At 36.3% G+C, this 16,667-nt stretch carries 21 protein-coding genes; 19 read left to right on the top strand and 2 right to left on the bottom strand.

Translation table 11 applies throughout. The features are described from left to right. Positions 1 to 568: 568 nt before the first annotated feature. The 16 genes from SporoP8_RS11160 to SporoP8_RS11240 all read left to right on the top strand — a co-directional run bounded on the left by SporoP8_RS11160 (position 569) and on the right by SporoP8_RS11240 (position 11,980). Positions 569 to 931, top strand: a complete 363-nt coding sequence (locus SporoP8_RS11160; protein ID WP_232319143.1) for a hypothetical protein — start codon at positions 569 to 571, stop codon at positions 929 to 931. A 309-nt stretch (positions 932 to 1,240) separates the two neighbouring features. Further along, positions 1,241 to 1,411 carry a hypothetical protein gene (locus SporoP8_RS16555; protein ID WP_157111252.1) on the top strand — a complete coding sequence of 57 codons (171 nt, stop codon included), beginning with the start codon at positions 1,241 to 1,243 and terminating at the stop codon, positions 1,409 to 1,411. Positions 1,412 to 1,537: 126 nt separating this feature from the next. Continuing rightward, positions 1,538 to 1,828, top strand: coding sequence for a hypothetical protein (locus SporoP8_RS11165; protein ID WP_085132563.1), 291 nt, complete (start codon positions 1,538 to 1,540; stop codon positions 1,826 to 1,828). A 91-nt stretch (positions 1,829 to 1,919) separates the two neighbouring features. Further along, positions 1,920 to 2,321 carry a DUF3139 domain-containing protein gene (locus tag SporoP8_RS11170; RefSeq protein ID WP_085132564.1) on the top strand — a complete coding sequence of 134 codons (402 nt, stop codon included), beginning with the start codon at positions 1,920 to 1,922 and terminating at the stop codon, positions 2,319 to 2,321. A 66-nt stretch (positions 2,322 to 2,387) separates the two neighbouring features. Next, positions 2,388 to 2,852 carry an ASCH domain-containing protein gene (locus tag SporoP8_RS11175; protein WP_085132565.1) on the top strand — a complete coding sequence of 155 codons (465 nt, stop codon included), beginning with the start codon at positions 2,388 to 2,390 and terminating at the stop codon, positions 2,850 to 2,852. A gap of 222 nt (positions 2,853 to 3,074) precedes the next feature. Continuing rightward, on the top strand, positions 3,075 to 3,545 hold the full coding sequence (locus SporoP8_RS11180) for a DMP19 family protein (RefSeq protein WP_085132566.1): 471 nt from the start codon (positions 3,075 to 3,077) through the stop codon (positions 3,543 to 3,545). Positions 3,546 to 3,923: 378 nt separating this feature from the next. Next, positions 3,924 to 4,223 (top strand): DNA-binding protein, encoded by a 300-nt coding sequence (locus SporoP8_RS11185; protein ID WP_085132567.1) that lies wholly within the window; start codon positions 3,924 to 3,926, stop codon positions 4,221 to 4,223. A 58-nt stretch (positions 4,224 to 4,281) separates the two neighbouring features. Continuing rightward, the gene (locus SporoP8_RS11190) at positions 4,282 to 4,689 is read left to right on the top strand and encodes a lipoprotein (protein WP_085132568.1); all 408 of its coding nucleotides are present in this window, start codon (positions 4,282 to 4,284) and stop codon (positions 4,687 to 4,689) included. A 105-nt stretch (positions 4,690 to 4,794) separates the two neighbouring features. Beyond that, entirely contained in the window at positions 4,795 to 5,091 is a 297-nt protein-coding gene (locus SporoP8_RS11195) for a hypothetical protein (RefSeq protein ID WP_085132569.1), read from the top strand. Between the two features lie 118 nt (positions 5,092 to 5,209). Next, positions 5,210 to 5,572 carry a VOC family protein gene (locus tag SporoP8_RS11200; RefSeq protein WP_085132570.1) on the top strand — a complete coding sequence of 121 codons (363 nt, stop codon included), beginning with the start codon at positions 5,210 to 5,212 and terminating at the stop codon, positions 5,570 to 5,572. 579 nt (positions 5,573 to 6,151) lie between these two features. Beyond that, positions 6,152 to 7,036, top strand: coding sequence for a cation diffusion facilitator family transporter (locus tag SporoP8_RS11205; RefSeq protein WP_085132571.1), 885 nt, complete (start codon positions 6,152 to 6,154; stop codon positions 7,034 to 7,036). 178 nt (positions 7,037 to 7,214) lie between these two features. Then, complete coding sequence (locus SporoP8_RS11210; RefSeq protein WP_232319144.1) at positions 7,215 to 7,649, top strand: membrane lipoprotein lipid attachment site-containing protein; 435 nt, start codon at positions 7,215 to 7,217, stop codon at positions 7,647 to 7,649. 1,376 nt (positions 7,650 to 9,025) lie between these two features. Then, entirely contained in the window at positions 9,026 to 9,391 is a 366-nt protein-coding gene (locus tag SporoP8_RS11225) for a YrvL family regulatory protein (protein ID WP_085132574.1), read from the top strand. Between the two features lie 34 nt (positions 9,392 to 9,425). Then, positions 9,426 to 9,839, top strand: a complete 414-nt coding sequence (locus SporoP8_RS11230) for a hypothetical protein (protein WP_157111253.1) — start codon at positions 9,426 to 9,428, stop codon at positions 9,837 to 9,839. Between the two features lie 126 nt (positions 9,840 to 9,965). Then, positions 9,966 to 11,435 carry an FAD-binding oxidoreductase gene (locus tag SporoP8_RS11235; protein WP_232319145.1) on the top strand — a complete coding sequence of 490 codons (1,470 nt, stop codon included), beginning with the start codon at positions 9,966 to 9,968 and terminating at the stop codon, positions 11,433 to 11,435. Positions 11,436 to 11,446: 11 nt separating this feature from the next. Further along, positions 11,447 to 11,980 carry a hypothetical protein gene (locus SporoP8_RS11240; RefSeq protein ID WP_085132576.1) on the top strand — a complete coding sequence of 178 codons (534 nt, stop codon included), beginning with the start codon at positions 11,447 to 11,449 and terminating at the stop codon, positions 11,978 to 11,980. Positions 11,981 to 12,557: 577 nt separating this feature from the next. Here the strand turns inward: SporoP8_RS11240 and SporoP8_RS11245 are convergent. After that, positions 12,558 to 12,884, bottom strand: coding sequence for a type II toxin-antitoxin system RelE family toxin (locus SporoP8_RS11245; RefSeq protein ID WP_085132577.1), 327 nt, complete (start codon positions 12,882 to 12,884; stop codon positions 12,558 to 12,560). Positions 12,885 to 12,887: 3 nt separating this feature from the next. Continuing rightward, positions 12,888 to 13,232, bottom strand: a complete 345-nt coding sequence (locus SporoP8_RS11250) for a type II toxin-antitoxin system Phd/YefM family antitoxin (RefSeq protein WP_157111254.1) — start codon at positions 13,230 to 13,232, stop codon at positions 12,888 to 12,890. Positions 13,233 to 13,851: 619 nt separating this feature from the next. Here SporoP8_RS11250 and SporoP8_RS11255 point away from each other — a divergent pair. From SporoP8_RS11255 to SporoP8_RS11265, 3 genes are all read left to right on the top strand, one after another. Next, positions 13,852 to 15,243, top strand: coding sequence for an L-cystine transporter (locus SporoP8_RS11255; protein ID WP_085132579.1), 1,392 nt, complete (start codon positions 13,852 to 13,854; stop codon positions 15,241 to 15,243). Between the two features lie 221 nt (positions 15,244 to 15,464). Then, positions 15,465 to 15,803 carry a hypothetical protein gene (locus SporoP8_RS11260; RefSeq protein ID WP_085132580.1) on the top strand — a complete coding sequence of 113 codons (339 nt, stop codon included), beginning with the start codon at positions 15,465 to 15,467 and terminating at the stop codon, positions 15,801 to 15,803. Positions 15,804 to 16,160: 357 nt separating this feature from the next. Continuing rightward, positions 16,161 to 16,652, top strand: a complete 492-nt coding sequence (locus SporoP8_RS11265; RefSeq protein ID WP_085132581.1) for a DUF4825 domain-containing protein — start codon at positions 16,161 to 16,163, stop codon at positions 16,650 to 16,652. Positions 16,653 to 16,667 lie beyond the last annotated feature (15 nt).

A 16,667-nucleotide genomic window follows, 5' to 3' on the forward strand; every position in this document is an offset into this window, starting at 1 on the left:
ATAAATCAATAACAAGGGGAGAGTAAAATTAATTCTGAAATGATTTTGGAAAGTAAACAAAGTGTTTTTAGCATTGCAGATGCATTAGCTCAAACCCTTCTAATTGCATTTGTAATGCTAATTATAGTTGCCATAGTGTTTTTATTTCGTACTAACAAAGAGAGAAGAAGTCAACTTAATAGAATTGAAAAGAAAATTGACAGACTCGAACAAGAAACGAAAAGTATTAAATAATAAACTTATACTTTCCCTTTAACGGCAGAAAGTTAGTGCCACTATAGAGCCATCTAGTTGAACAAGATAGCATTTTTACAAAACACAGGAGTTTTTGATTACAAATGAATTGGAGTGATTTTTGATAATTGATTATCAATGTTGGTTTGATATAAATTTGGGTACCTATGAAGTAAAAATTAAACTTAGTGGTGACGGCCAGATCATCCATTTTAAATTTATGATCACTAGATAAAATATATAGAAACTGGGACAAAACCATTCTGTAATATGACAGAATAATTGTAACCTTTATGAATTTAAGCCGTCCAACCTTGCGAGGAGGCGATGGAAAGTGAAGTTAAAATATATATGCTTTTTCTTAGTAGTGTTATCAGCCTTACTAATTATGGGTTGCGCAAATAAATTGAACTCAGAAAAAGTAAATAACGTTGACGAATATAGTGATGTTAGGGCTGCTGCATGGGTATTTGTTAATGAAAAAGGTTGGAATAATACAGCTGAAGATGGTTGGCAAGGTGCAGATGTAGAAGAAACTATGGCCGATAATCGTTATGTTCTGTTAGACAAAAAATATGAGGGTCAGAAAGTTTTGGTCGTAACTTTTGAGGACGTAGAAAACGTTGTTACTGGAACACCCCAAATCCTTGTTGACTCTACTACCAATGAAGTAATTGGTTATATGCCAACTGAATAAGTAATTAATAGTCATAAAACAAACTATTTATATTGAATTTGTAGAGAGAGGAATTGCATATGAGGATTGAATAGGCGTTGCTGATGGATTCAATAACCGGGAAGAATTAGAAAAAAATCGGTCGAAGATGACGAAAAAGAATTAATACATACGCTTACGGTGCGTATGTTGCCAAGACTACTCAATATGTAACCCGAGTGATCTAAAATTAAATTTAACTTAAAGCAATCGGGCGGGGGGATTAATATACTTTCTGATAATAAACAACATCCGTGGCGTTGGGCTATCAGAGGTTGGGGAGCGTTTATTGTGGCAACTATTTTGTTCCTAATATTTGATTTTAATATTCTTAATATATATGGGGTACTTGGTTTATTAACAGCAGCAATAATTCCAACAATTGGAAATGCCACTTATGTTATTTATACAAAGCGAAAATCCAAGAAAAGTGAAAAACAAAAAAATGTTTTTTTTAGTTAACTATATTTGGGTTTGTTTGGAGTAATTCAAGATAGTATTTTCCACAATCGCACCATATTGAGTAAGGCTTGTTGAATGAAATAGCAGGCTAGTTTCGATATACACTTTTCTTTAAAGGAGCTATAAATGAAGACAAACGATAGGGCTATATGGGAAATGATAAAGGATACTTTTACTTATATTAATTATGTTTTCCTTTCTAATGAAAGAAGACTTTCATCCAATGTTAGATTGGTAAAAGAAAAATATTGGTTTAGGAAGTTATCGGAAAGTAATCCAAGTATCTACTCATTGATAGAGGAAGATAAAGAACTTAAGGATTATTTTTCATCTAGAAAAAAAGTTAGAAAGCTTCTTAGAGATAAAAATGAACGACAGAACTTCAAGAAATGGTTAGAAACTAAAACAATTATTTAAAAATAAATCCTTACCTTCATTAAGATTCATAGCCAATAGAGAATTTATCTTAGCGTTTTATAAAATAAGCAACGATTAGGAGGTACGTGTTTTGAGTCCCAGTAGTGTAATTCTTTTCATGATTTTAGTTGCACCTTTAATATTGTTGCTCATTGTCGCACTTTTTTGGAAAAAGGTTAGAACTATCCTGTTAGTTCTAGCAATTGTTGTCGCATCCGTCGAGACTTATTATGTGATGTACAAACAAGAGTCATCGCTTCAAGAGTGGTACGAACATGAAGACATTGTTAATGCCTATTTAGAAAAAACGTATCCTGAAGACGATTGGGTAATTAGATATGCTACTCGATCTGCTTTTTCCTCGGCAGGTGTTGAAGTGGTATTCATAGACGAACTCGAAGTCGCTTATCTGTATATAGTCGAAGATGGTGATGTGAATCTCGTTGGCTATTCTTCGAAGGAAGGGTATGAAAATCCGAAAAGAAGCCAATAACGGCTTGTTTATATTGCAATCGGACCATTTAGATCAATAAAGATAAAGCTAATGGAGGGTAGAATTATGAATTCAGCTACACAAACATATTGGGATGAATATTGGGGAAATCAAGAGAAACCACAATCTGTTAGTGCGTGGCAATTCGGGGCTGCACCTGATTACCTTGCACAATTAGTAGTGGACGGTATTAAAACTGCAACATGCTCAGGTCACATTTTCTACGAACTCGAAAATGAACCACTCCCAACAACTAAAGATTACAATATTATTTTAAACAGTGCCGATCAACCCGTAGCCATCACTAAGACTGTAGAGGTTACGATAACTCCAATGAATAAAGTAAGTGAAGAGTTTGCTATAGCGGAAGGTGAAGGGGATAGAACGTACAGATATTGGTGGGAAGCACATGAGGAGTTTTTTAGAAAGGAATTACATGCGATTGAACGTGAATTTTCAGAAGATATGCTTCTCGTTTGTGAACGCTTTGAAGTGATCCATGTAAAAGATGAACAGCCCGTCAAGTCTTAGCGGTCGGTTGCAATTCTTCAATAAGAAATCTCCATCAATCGGATGAGATTTAGCATTTTAGACTACGGAGTGTTTTGATTTGAAAAAAATATTGGAAAGTCATATTTGCAATCTACATCGTGCTGGTGCTAAATTTCATTGTGGTCACGTTTAACGGAAATATTTATCACACTATTCATACTGTACAAATGAATAGTATGAGAAGAGTTGAGGGAGGGAATTATGAGAATTAAAATGAACAGAGAAGATTTATTGAACAAGGACGATATATGGAATGCAGTGGTATCAGTAGTAAGTGACTGTGATTTACCATCCAAAGATACTGTCGTCAATGAAGCATGTATGGTGTTTCAATATTATTCTGAGCTTGAGAGCGGAGGACATGAAAGCTTACTCAACTGGTTTGGATCGTATATCGAAGAAATAGGAATAGAAAGTTATTTGAAAGAATTAATAGCTATACTTGAGAAAATTGGTGCCCACGACTATGCAATGATTGAGAGAAAGTATGGTCAAGAAATGTGGAGGTTGCACGTTGTTTTGAAAAATGGCGAGAATAAAGAAGATGAATTTTATAGTGTTATTGAAAAAGCTGATGATGAATATTACAAGCTTAATCAGAAGTTAGACAATTTAGTAGAAGCATATTTTATTAGTATTCATACTGATTTAATTGAAGTAGTTGAAGATTAATCGTGAAGGAAGCACTAGTAGTTTTTAAGGTGAACAGTTCCTGAAATGGACCATTTAGTTACATGTAAATAAGGCTTCGCCAACGCAAGTAGTGATTCAGAAGCAAATAGTAGGTGGATTGCTGTTGTTCATGGGAAGGCGATAACGTTCAATTTGATCATCCAGACTATACTTGCGGAGCTATTGAGCCGTCGTTACGATAAGCACAAAAGAATTTTATCGCATTTGTGTAGCAGAAAACAGATGTGGGTTGGAAACCCTTATATAATCAGAGGTTATTTTAAAATCAAGTGTGATTCTATTGCAAGGAATTGCGTTTGACCTACATAAGGGCCACTTAATTACATACAGTCTGTTGGAAAAATGGGGGATAAAAATATGGAATTTGATTTATTTTGGATTGCATTAGGAATTGCTGCAGCTGGATACTTTATAGGCAATGGGCTTAAAAATTTTAAAAATCCGGATGCTAAAGATAGTCTCAGTGAGATCTTTAGCGATGATGATGAACACGAATTGATAAGGGAAAATAATGTTCATTACTTCATGGGGATTTCCAAAGAAGATGCGAAGCACTTGATTCAAGAATATCCAGACATACCACGCGTAGTTATAAATAATAAACTATATTACCCTAAAGCAAAACTTCGTAAATGGTTATCTGATTTAGGGGAGTGAACGATTTAGTAATATGGCTATTTAGTTTAAATAAGATTCAATAAGAAAGGAGAAAATATTGAAGAAAACATTCCTTGTTTTAATGTTTTCCGTCACAACTTTGGTTTTGGTTGCTTGTGGGGGATATACGCCCGACAACTATTGGGTGTTGGAAAAGGATAGATTGAATGAAGATCCTGAAATTAAAAACTTTGTGACTAGTCTTCAGGATAACCCTGATAAAAGGGGATTTAAAGTATTTACAATATCAGAAGGTAGAAAAATGGTGGTCGTATCGACTGGAGATGCAGAGATATCATTGGAACTAGATGATGTGAAAGTAGATTCAGGAAATACAAAAGCAATATTAAAAGAGATAGAAAATAAAAATGATGAAGATAATCCGTACATTATGGTTGGCATAAGTGCTATAAAGGGTGAGCTTTTCGTTCAGGATACGGATGGGAATAGTTATGACGAGTTTTAGGGATACTCCTAACCAATCGGGTGTGTTAACTGAACAACGGTTGCGCATTAAATTGTCCATTTAACGTCATAAGAAATGGAGTCAATTGAGTGAGGGGTGAAAGTATTGGTTTCACAGAAGAAGAGTAAATGGTCAATTGCTTTAAGTCTCGTAGGCGTTATTGCGTTTGCGGTCAGCTATTCTATATCTGAAAATCCGTCATTTATAGAGAAAATATTTATTGGGACTCTTTTTTTCTGTGGAATTGCACTTATGATAGGCGGCTTTATTTCGGGTATTTGGGCATTCAAGGCAAAGGAGAAGGGCATTCTCAAATACATTGGATTTTTAGTAATAATTCTCCTTGTTATTAGGTTAGTTTTACCACTGTTACTTATGGTTTTGTTTGGATTTGGAGGATAGTCTATATATTGGAATTTGGTAAACGGGTGTGATTCTTGAAGAAGGATTTGCACCCGTTCAACAATACGGCCAAGATTATTGAAAATGCAAAGTTATCAATACATAGGGGGAGAGGTAAATGATTCTTGGGTTGCATCATGCACAGATCACAATTCCGAAAAATGCAGAAGCGGAAGGTAAGCATTTTTATTGTGATGTATTGGGATTGAAAGAAGTAGAAAAGCCAGACTCGCTTACTGGTCGTGGAGGATTTTGGTTAAAAGTCGGCGATCGAGAAGTTCACGTAGGCACAGAAGACGGTTTTAACCGCTTAACAACAAAAGCGCATGTAGCTTATCTGGTAGGGGATCTCTTACATTGGAAAGGCGTGTTAGAACAACATACTATTCAAATCATTGAAGGCGTACCAATTCCAGGTTATGACCGATTTGAATTTAGGGATCCGTTTGGAAACAGAGTAGAAATGATTCAAGCATTATAAGTGCGAGTTTCAGCAAATGGAAGCAGTTGTTGAATAAACACCGTACTGGCAGCGGGAAAGCTTTGTATAAAGAATGGAGTGAGAGTTATTGGCCAGTCAGGTTTTTGGGATGATTATTCTTTGGATTATAGGAATATTCATTCTTTATCTAGTAATTTATAAAGCAGTCAAAGAAGGAATTAACAAGTCTGTAGTGGGACAGTCAATAGAAAGAACAACCGAGTCTGTAGTATATAAAAAGTCATTTACTGATGATAATTAAAAAGGGTTACATGCAAATGAGTGCGATTCTTGAAGAAGGATTTGCACTCATTTCAGTAATCGGGCCATATAGTTGAAGATGGAACCGTATTAAATAAATAAAATATAGCATTTCTCGTTATATGGTCACGTTAGTGATATAATTTAAAAAACAATATTGCGAGTGATTCGAATGGAGAATTTTATCTCAACAAAATATATTTTTTCAAAAACAAAAACCCTTGACTGAATCTGGTCAGGGGTTTTTGTTGCCTTAAGGCAAGTTTATATTTTCTTGAAAATATTTAGTAAATTTATTTGATAAGGAGTTGTGTATTGTTGGATGAACAAAAGTATAATGATCTAAAATTAGGTGAAAAAGGTGCTTATTTAAGTATAGTCGCTTATATATGTTTATCCATTTTAAAATTAATTATAGGATATTTAAGCGGCTCTGAAGCATTGAAAGCAGATGGATTAAATAATACAACTGATATTGTTGCATCGATCGCTGTTCTTATCGGGCTAAGATTATCGAGGAAACCAGCAGATAAAAACCATAAATATGGTCATTGGAAAAGTGAAACCATCGCATCAATGGTTGCTTCTTTTATTATGATGGCGGTAGGTATACAAGTCTTATTTAGCACAATCATCTCCTTTGCGGATGGAGGAAAGGAATCGCCAGATATAATGGCAGGTTATGTTGGTATCTTTTCCTTTTTGGTCATGTATTTTGTTTATCGATACAATAAAAAATTAGCTTTGAAAATAAACAGTCAAGCTGTTATGGCTGCTGCCAAAGACAACATTTCAGACGCATGGGTCAGTATAGGAACTGCGATAGGAATATTCGGATCCCAGTTAAATATGCCATGGCTTGATACCTTAACTGCACTAATAGTAGGATCTCTTATTTGTAAAACGGCTTGGGATATTTTTAGAGAAGCCTCCCATGATTTAAGTGACGGTTTTGATGAGAATCAAATTGAAGTTTATAAAAAAACGATTCAATTAATCAATGGAGTACAAGAGATCAAAGAAATTAAGGGGAGGAATTATGGAAATAATGCAGTGGTCGATATTGTAATTTTAGTACAACCGAATCTAAGTCTTGAAGAAGCTCATGATATTTCCACCTTAGTCGAAAACACATTGAAAGAAAAAGATGGAGTATATGATGTTCATGTTCATGTTGAACCAAATTCCAATGGGAGTGAATAAATTCGCAGTATAAAAACAATCTCTTTCCACTGAAAACGGGGACGATTATAAAGGAGGGATCCACCCTGTTTTCGGTTATTTGGCCATTTAGTGGAAAAAGAGGTATTTTTAGAAGTGTGTTAGAATAGTTAATATATGGTAACATCTTAACTCGATATTTACTTGGGGGAGAGTTATTTTGAAGAAAATAATCACGTTGTTATTTGCAGCAATACTTTTAACAGCTTGTTCAGAAACTACCAACAATGATTATATATTTATTGGGGAAAGTGAGCATTGGGAAGCTGAGTATACTTATAATGGAACAGAAAAGTGGGAAGAGAAAGACGGGCAAAAAGCCATTTCGAACGAAGATCACTTTAGGTTTATATTAACATACAAAGGTCCTTTAAAAGAGTTGTCTTCATTACAAAAAATCGAATACTCCTTTGAAACCAACAGTGGTCAAGGGAGTGGCACTAAAGAGTTTACGGCACCTCCGTCATCAAGAACATTTTCGTCTTCAGGCGGTTCTAAAGGTGGAGCAAAAGTAGAGGAAGATGAAGTGATAAAAGTACATGTGAAATGGGATGACTTGGAAGAGTCATTTGAACTGCATAATAATAATCAGTGATTTTGTTGAACTGACGACCATATTGCTAAACAGGCTTAGAATCTAATACGGCGGTTAAGAGGGGTATTTTGAAGATCCATTTAATTACGATTAAAAATTATATATACAAAGTTTTACTGATTTTATCAGCCATTTATCTAGTTCTGCGAATGGTGTCGATTGTTTTAGTAAAGGGTTTCGACTTCATAATCTTTTCAAGAACATATGAAATCAACTTATTGAATTTGACACCATCAATGGATATTTTAATGAGTGCCATCTGTTTTACTGTAGCTTTTATATATTTTAATGGCCTTAAACGTGTGGTCATCTCATTTGCAGCATTTTTACTATTTATCTATTCCGTTTTTATGTGGTTTCCTATGATGATTGTTTCACGAAGTCTAACATCAATAGAAGATTCTTCTTTGACTGATAACTACGCTGTCCACCAGGTTAGTCATCAAGGGCACCTGGGAGAAGGTATATTACACATTGCAGTTTATAAGGAGCATTACCCTTTACTTTATAAACGTGTGACCAGTGAAAGTCAAAGGTTTTCCAAAAAGGATGATTATGAGACAGTCGACTCGTTTGATAAGAATAACTATACAATCAGTGAAGACCAGAAATATCTATATTATGGGAAAATGAAGATACCATTGAAATAGTGACTTTTCACAAGCGTGTGGAGTTGTTGACAATTACTGATAGGTTTCATGTGAACTGGCCACTTGAATAAAATTCTTTAATTAATATTAGAAAGGCTATCTTTTATCATTAATCGCTGGCAGCATTCCTGGAACATGGAACTACTCCCGTACAGAAATGATGGAGAGTAATTATGGAAAAGAAGTTATAGTAGTCAAGTCTATACGGGTTGTTTTTTGGGTTCTGTTCTGGTTACACTCTTGTCTTTTGTAGTTATTTAATTCTTTCCGTAATCGGATGCAGTGGGTGTATAAGGACTGCATCTTTTAAAGGGCAAGAATAAGAAATAAAAGAGAGTGGTGAGATGAAAAATGAGTTACTCCAAAAGTAATTATGCTACAGGTATTTTAATGATTATCATGACACTTTTGCTAGTTGTATCATTTTTAATCATTAGTATCAGTTACTTTAATACTAATGAAATCGGGTCATTAATTTCACAATGTCAGGAAAACGGCGGGGAAGAAACATTAGAAATACATAGTAATCTCACAAGCAAATATTCTTTTGAGTGTAGAGAATTAACAAATGGATGAAATTAACGGGGAAGATCACGCACAAATGGGGTCCGATAATAAATTGATTCTTATATGTAAAGTTTTGACTAAGGAAGATAGATAAAGGTGATCGGTCTTGCAGTGGAGAGATAAGATTATGATTGGTATAGCAATGACCTGCTGGTAGCTATGTCGATTGCCATTGTCTTTGGCGGTATAGTTTTTGGTCTAGCAAGCTTTATCTCTTTACTTGGTGTTTCGTATGAATCAATTGGATCTTTACTGTGGTTCATCTTCTTTTGTTTTTTGGTTGGCATGTTCTTTGAAATAATAGAGCAGGTCACTTTATTTTTTATAGCGAGATCAAAAGCACACAGTAAAGAAAAATGGATTTGGATAGCTTTAAGTAAATTCATCTTAAGCTGGATTGTGATACATATTGTCAATGCATCCATGACTACAGTCGTTTTATCAGGCGTAGCAGAATTCTTAACTGCACTACTTATAGTAAGCATAGACATAGTGTTTGATGATAAAAAGTTACAATACAGTTGAATGAAGCGTATATTTATTATCCATTTAAGGAGGAATGAAATGGATGATTTTATTGAATCCTAAAGAGTATGCAAAGGTTTGTAGATGTTCATTAGAATTAGCTACTAAAAGATGGTCATATTTCGAAAACCTGTATAGAAAACATCTTGAAGCTGTTTGCCCTACCTGCAATGCTACAAGCGGTAATTTATGCTTTGTCGACAATGATAAAATAGATGAGAACAATATAGTCTATATTCGTTGTGGAAATTGCAAAGAAACATTTAATTGTAAGGATATAAGATTACGTGATTGGCGAGCTGGAACGGGATTGCTCGATCAGGTATTAGATGTAATCAAGTACGGTGATTCGTCTGTAATGGGATTTGCTTATGATGATTTGTCAGAAGAAGAGTGGTTTCAATTTGTAACGGATTCAACGAATAAATTATATAATGATGACTTGTAAATGGATAGATTTAAGCTAACGCGGCGATTGCTTCATAAGTAATCACATATGTTCTAATAGGTGCTATTGTGAAAAAATGAAATTCAATATTCTATAGGTTAAATACGTACTAGATAAGGAGATCACATGCAAACGATAGCACATTTAGTAAAGAAGCCGTGGTTCCTAGGAAGTCTAGTGGTTATTTTTGTATCTGTTATCTTATGGAACATTCCGATTGAGAAAAGGAAATATGGACTTTCTCAGAGTGGTTTAGTAACAGATTACACCGGATTACTTCCTGAGCGCATTGAAAGAGTGGTTCGAGCGGAAAATCGCAGTGATTTGCAAAGAATTGTAAGACAAGCAAACGTCAATGGACAACAAATTGCAATTGCCGGATTGCAGCATTCACAAGGTGGCCATACGTATTACAAAAACGGAGTGGTCCTGGATATGCGGACATTCAATCGTATACTGGAAATAGATGAACTGCAAAAAACGGTTCGTGTAGAAGCAGGAGCAACTTGGGAAGATGTGCAAGAGGCCATACAACCTATTGGATTGGCCTTGAAAGTGACGCAATCTCAATCGATTTTTACAATAGGTGGTTCTCTATCTGTCAATGCACATGGTCGGGATATCCGCTTTGGTTCAATGGCAGAAACGGTAAAGGCAATGACGATCATTACCCCTGAAGGTGAAAGCAAGACCGTGACCCGAGAGGATCCAGATGAATGGATGAAGTACATATTTGGTGGCTATGGATTATTCGGCGTGATAGTAGATGTGACAGTAGAATTAACGGAAAACCAGCTATATACGATCCAAACAGAGAAATTGAAAATGAGTGCGTATGCCTCCTATTTTGACCGGTTATTAAATGATCAACATACGGCCATGCACTATGCGAGAGTGAGTGTAGCACCGAACTCCTTTTTAGATGAAATGTATGTCATTAATTACAATCATACAGAAAAACAAGATTTTACTACTAGGTTAAAAAAAGAACAAAGCGTTCGATTAACTAAGTTAGCACTTGATATTGGACGACATGGCGGCGCTTTAGAAAATCTTTTTTGGGGAACACAAAAGCGCTACATTGCTTCCCTCAATGGGAAAGAGATTACCCGAAATAATGCGATGCGTTCGGAATCCACGTTTATGGAATATACGAAGCCCGGTCGGGTGGAAGTATTGCAGGAATTCTTTGTTCCCGTTCATGGTTTTGAGGCCTACATGAAGGATTTGAAGAATGTAATTCCAGTCAATGATAAACATGATGACTTTAAAATCCATAATATCACCATTAGATACGCTGCTACAGATCAGTTTACAACACTCAACTATGCCAAAGAGGATATGTTTGGCTTGGTTGTTTTAATGCAACATGGGTTAAAAGAGGAGCAGATATCGGAAGCGACGTCTCTCATCCAAAACTGGACCAATCTGACATTAGACCATGGAGGAACGTATTATTTGCCTTACTATCGTTATCAGACGAAAGAACAGTTCAGGCGTTCTTATCCTCAGTGGAATACATTTGCAGATGAAAAATTACGTAGAGATCCACATAACGTTTTCCAGAATATGTTTTACGACTATTATGTAAAATGAGGGAGCGCAGCATGAATCATAAAAGTACGCGCTATTTACCGCTTATCGTTACAGTCGGTCAGGTTGTTATTTTTCCATATTATATAATTTGGCTGAAAGAGGTCTCTTTGACATTTACCTTATTTGCCTGGTTCTTTGCTGCATTTTCTTTTGCAGCTGCTTGGGGATACCGAATCGCGCAGTCGAGAAAGAAAAAGGATCGTTCTTATATCGCAATCATTTACGCGGGTATGGGGATCGTGTATGTAAGTATAGGCGGTATAAAGTATTCGTCTGACATTCTCCCCTATGTGGTACTTTTATTGCAGGTTATTCTTGGACTCTTACAAGGGTACTTTCGTGCTTGGCATGCTGAGCAAGATACCTACCATTTACACACAGTCCATCATTATTTGATTGTTGGTTGTGCGATGATAGGTTTCAGCTTCGTTAAAATCATATCTCCTGTTGTCTTTATTACTACTTTTGGGATTTTGATGTGTATGTGTGCTGTGTGGACCCTTGTCATACATGAAAAGGAAGAGGTCGTTATTCCTCGGAAATGAGTTTTACAGTGCTCGCTAAGGTGGATTCCTTTAACGGATGCTTTTCTAGAATAAAAAATACTTACATTTTCGGGAAGTAGATGAGAGCATTTTTAAATGAAATTCGAAAACCAATGAATTTGCCTGTATCAAGAAAATGTATAAACTCGATTTCCATATTTATCGTAGGAATAATTTTAGGCGTGCTCTCCAAAGTACTGGATGAAACTGCGAGTAATTCGTTGCCGTCTTTTCTTGAAATGTTAGATTTACGTAATTTCTTTTGGGGATTACTGTAGTTATTTTCGCGTTGCAACTGGGGATCTAAAATAGATTAAACAATGAAGACGAAGTATATGAGCTATTACATTCATGGATGCATATCTGGAAGTCGAGCTGCATCAAAATCGGGGCGAGGAATAATATACTGATTAGCTTGATGCAAGGTCGTGGAACTAGATATAGCGGTGTCATTTGCTTTTCAAAAAAAATTACGGATAGTTCTTCTGTATTATACTGACGATCGAAACTCTTTGAAGTAAATAAGATGTTCGATCAATAAAAAACATCAACAAAGTCTAATAGCTTCATTGATGTTTTACTTTATATCGATATCTCTTAAACGTTTCGCTGCGTGTTTATATACCTCATCATTTCTACGCTTCCCGATTGAAATAATTTCTGCGATTTCAGCTTGGTTTCCTACTATTCTAAAGACAATTCGGATTCCGATCTTCCTGAACTTAATCTTTTTGCAACCAGCTAAATTTGAGCCGGCTTTGTTAGATAGTCCATCTCCAATTTCATCTGCTCGTATTCTGATTTTCGCAAGAGCAAGATCTACATACTTTTTCTCAGAACCGTCTAATTTCAGATAATCTTTTTTTGCATCTTCTATGAAGACAATCTCAAATTCTTTAGCCATAACTCATTCGAACAATTCTTCATCAGAGATGGAATTCGGATCGATTTGTTGGAATTCGGCATAATTGTCTGATCCCATCACCTCACGGATAGGGAATCGGTGCTGTGGGTTTAAATCGGCCTTTTTAATGCGTTCAGATAGCTGAAGATCGTAGAATAATTCACGTAAGCTCTCTAATTCCATATACATCTTTTCGTAGTCCTCATAACTTTGTATTACTGAATCAATATTGTTGTTTTGAGAAATGAATTGAGGTTTGCTTTTTGCATTTCGGCGAACTTCTGCAAATCGTTTCACAGCATGTGAAGCAGAAATTACTTGGTCTTTGTTGAATTGCGGTTTATCCATAACAATCCGCCCCAATCGTATCATCTCCTTTATAGTATGTTTCAATTACTTAAAAGTATACATTAAAATACATCATATGTACATTGATATTGTATGTGATACTATACATAGTATATTGCATAACTTTTTTAGAAAGTATGAAACTCTCATCTTTTGTATAGTGGGTAAAGAAGAATAAAAGGTATATTTATACTACGTAAAACACGCTGCAATGTTTAAGTAAATTATTTTGTCGTCCCCAAGGAACTTTAGGAAAAGCTAATTCAAGAAATAGCTTTATTTTAAGTGACTGATGCGATGACTAGCGCCAGTCACTTTTTTATTGTTACCGCTAAACTGCTCAGGTTCCAATCAAGTAGCGGTAACTATGTCGATTATGATTCAGTATTTGTAGTGGGAGAGACATTCATGACAATTCCATAAAGTTCAAGGGAATACCGACTCTATTTAACTTAGTCGATATTCCCTTTTTATTACAGTATTCGGTGTAAGTTAATAGCGTAACAGTTTGGCTAATGTTAGATTATTTAAAATCATACTTGACGAATAGGGATTAAGGGGATAAAGTGTAATCTATATCAAAATCTACAATAATATAAAAATAGAAGGAGATGGAAAGATGAATACTTTTTTACTTATTGTGAACATTGCGGGTCTATTGTTGCTCGTAGGCTTGTTATATAGAATGAATCGTAAAAAGGTTTCATTTTCAAAACGCGTTTTTACGGGGCTTGGACTCGGGATTGGCTACGGACTTATATTACATTTCGCATATGGAACAGAATCTGAGATCCTCAAGCAGTCGATGCCATGGTTTAACCTAATAGGTGGCGGCTATGTTAAATTACTGCAAATGATCGTGATGCCGCTTGTATTTATTTCCATATTGGCAGCCTTTACGAAAGTGACCATTGGAAAAAACTTTGGGAAGATAGCGGCTACGATTTTAGGTATGCTCGTGGGTACAACCGCGATTGCCGCGATTGTGGGAATTTCAGTAACGCTTCTATTTGGACTGGACGCATCTGAAATTGTACAAGGAGAAGCAGAAGCGGCACGTGGGCTTTCTATAGAAGAAAACTACGAAACTGTAGCTGATCTTTCGTTGCCTGACAAACTCATTGATTTACTACCTGCTAATCCTTTCCTAGATTTCACAGGGGCACGTCCAACTTCAACCATTGGGGTCGTTATTTTTGCGGCGTTCCTTGGGTTTGCCTACTTAGCGATTACAAGAAGAGATGAAGAAAATGCGGTCACAGTGAAAAAAGGAATTGATGCGATTTACGCATTGATCATGGGTGTTGTACGAATCGTTCTGCGTTTGACGCCATATGGTATTTTGGCGATTATCGCTCGAACGGTCGCGACGTCTGACTTTATGGCAATTTACAGTCTCGGGAAGTTTGTCCTCGCTTCTTATGTCGCCTTAGTGGTGATGTTCGGTGTTCACTTGCTCATTATTACTCTATCGGGATTAAACCCAGTGACGTATGTGAAAAAAGCAGGAGAAGCGTTGATATTTGCTTTCACATCACGCTCAAGTGCGGGCACATTACCGTTAACGATTCATGCACAAACAAACCGCTTAGGTGTACCTGAAGGGATCGCAAACTTTTCTGGTTCATTTGGTTTATCCATCGGGCAAAATGGCTGTGCAGGGATTTATCCAGCGATGCTCGCTGTCATGATTGCTCCATCAGTAGGTCAAAATCCACTTGACCCAACATTTTTAGTCACATTAATTGCAATCGTAGCAGTTAGCTCATTTGGTGTAGCTGGGGTTGGGGGAGGCGCGACATTTGCCGCCATTCTTGTCTTATCGGCACTAAATCTTCCTGTCGCACTCGCGGGGTTATTGATTTCTGTTGAACCATTGATTGACATGGGCCGTACTGCCGTAAACGTAAGTGGCTCGATGACGGCAGGTGTCACGGCAGCCCGCGTGACGGGTGAACTTGACACGGATATGTATAATGAATCACTTGAAAAACAAACAGTAGAAGCTTAAGTTTAAAAAATCCCGCAGGAGACAGCATCGTCTACTGCGGGATTTTTTTGATCGAATTAATATCCGATTAGAACACTAAGTGGAACTGGATATAGCGGTGTCATTTGCTTTTTTTAAAAACTGGATAATTCTGCTATACTAATAGAAAAATAAGATTAGGTTCACAGTTAAACAATAGGGCCAGATTATGATTAATTGAAATAAAAAAGTGGGTGAATCTAGTGGTTAACAATAGTATTGAAAATGTTAAAACTCATAAAAAGTTTGGATTGGGATCATTGTCGTTATTGTTATTTATATTGGGTATATTATTTTCTGTCTCTTTTGGAAAATACGATGCTATTGGCGATTATATTTTGCGTTTTATGAGTGTAAAACCTTGGTCAAACGGTAATACGGGTTTGCATAATACAGTATTTTATTCTCTTGCTTTTTATATATCAGCCTTAATTATTGGGTATAAATTCAAAAGTGATTGGGGAGCAAAAGCAGGTAGAGTTTTGTCAACGATTTTGGTTGTTTCTATTCTGGTAACACTATTGTTTTTTGAAGTTATTTAAATCATTCAGTAATCGGGGGCGTTTAATTAATAAGGTCATAAGCCAACACTTAGTTGATCTTCGCTACAGCCGGCGACTCTGGGAGGATCAGCGAGAGCCGTAACGAAGAACGGCTTTTGCGAGTGAAGCGTAGCGGGAAGGAGCACATCTTTGCATTGACAGGTGAAACACCTAGCGAGTGGTGTGGTTCACTGCCCACCCATAAGACACGCGTCCGGCTGCAGCGCAGATCAACGGGTTCCAACCACTATCTCGACTTTGCGCACTAAACGTAAGCAAATAACGTAAAAACCAACTAACGTTGATCGTCTTGATCGTTGAGCGATATAAGCAATCTTCTTAGTAAAGGAGAATACCATGAAAAACCCCACAAAATACTTTTTGTATTCATTAATACTAATACTTTTCTTAACTGGTTGCAGTTCCACTACCGATCAGCCAAGTGAAGATGTATTCCAATACAAAGGATCATTTATTGGCGATAACAGTGCAGTAATTCATATAATCGAGCAACTGCGTTACGCTGAGCAGTTTGAAGAAGTTTCGCTTGAAACCAAAACAGAACCGTATGGTATGACGATCCAGTATGAAAATATGGATGCGGCGATGGGAGAAAGGGATTATAAAGAGACAGCGGTTTATAATGCAAGCTATTTATTCACGCTCATCGATAATGTGGAGTGGGTGGATTTTGATTTTGGGAACTACACCTATGAAATCAACAAATCGGAATTGCAGGACTGGTATGGTAAAGAGTTAAACGACTTTACGAATAAAGAAGAATTGGATGCCTTCATTCAAGAAAAGTTACATGAAGACAGTGAAATGCAACAGCTGTTCGTGGAATAAAAATCGGAAAATTCG

This window comes from Sporosarcina ureae, from assembly GCF_002101375.1.
GTDB classification, from domain to species: Bacteria; Bacillota; Bacilli; order Bacillales_A; family Planococcaceae; genus Sporosarcina; species Sporosarcina ureae_B.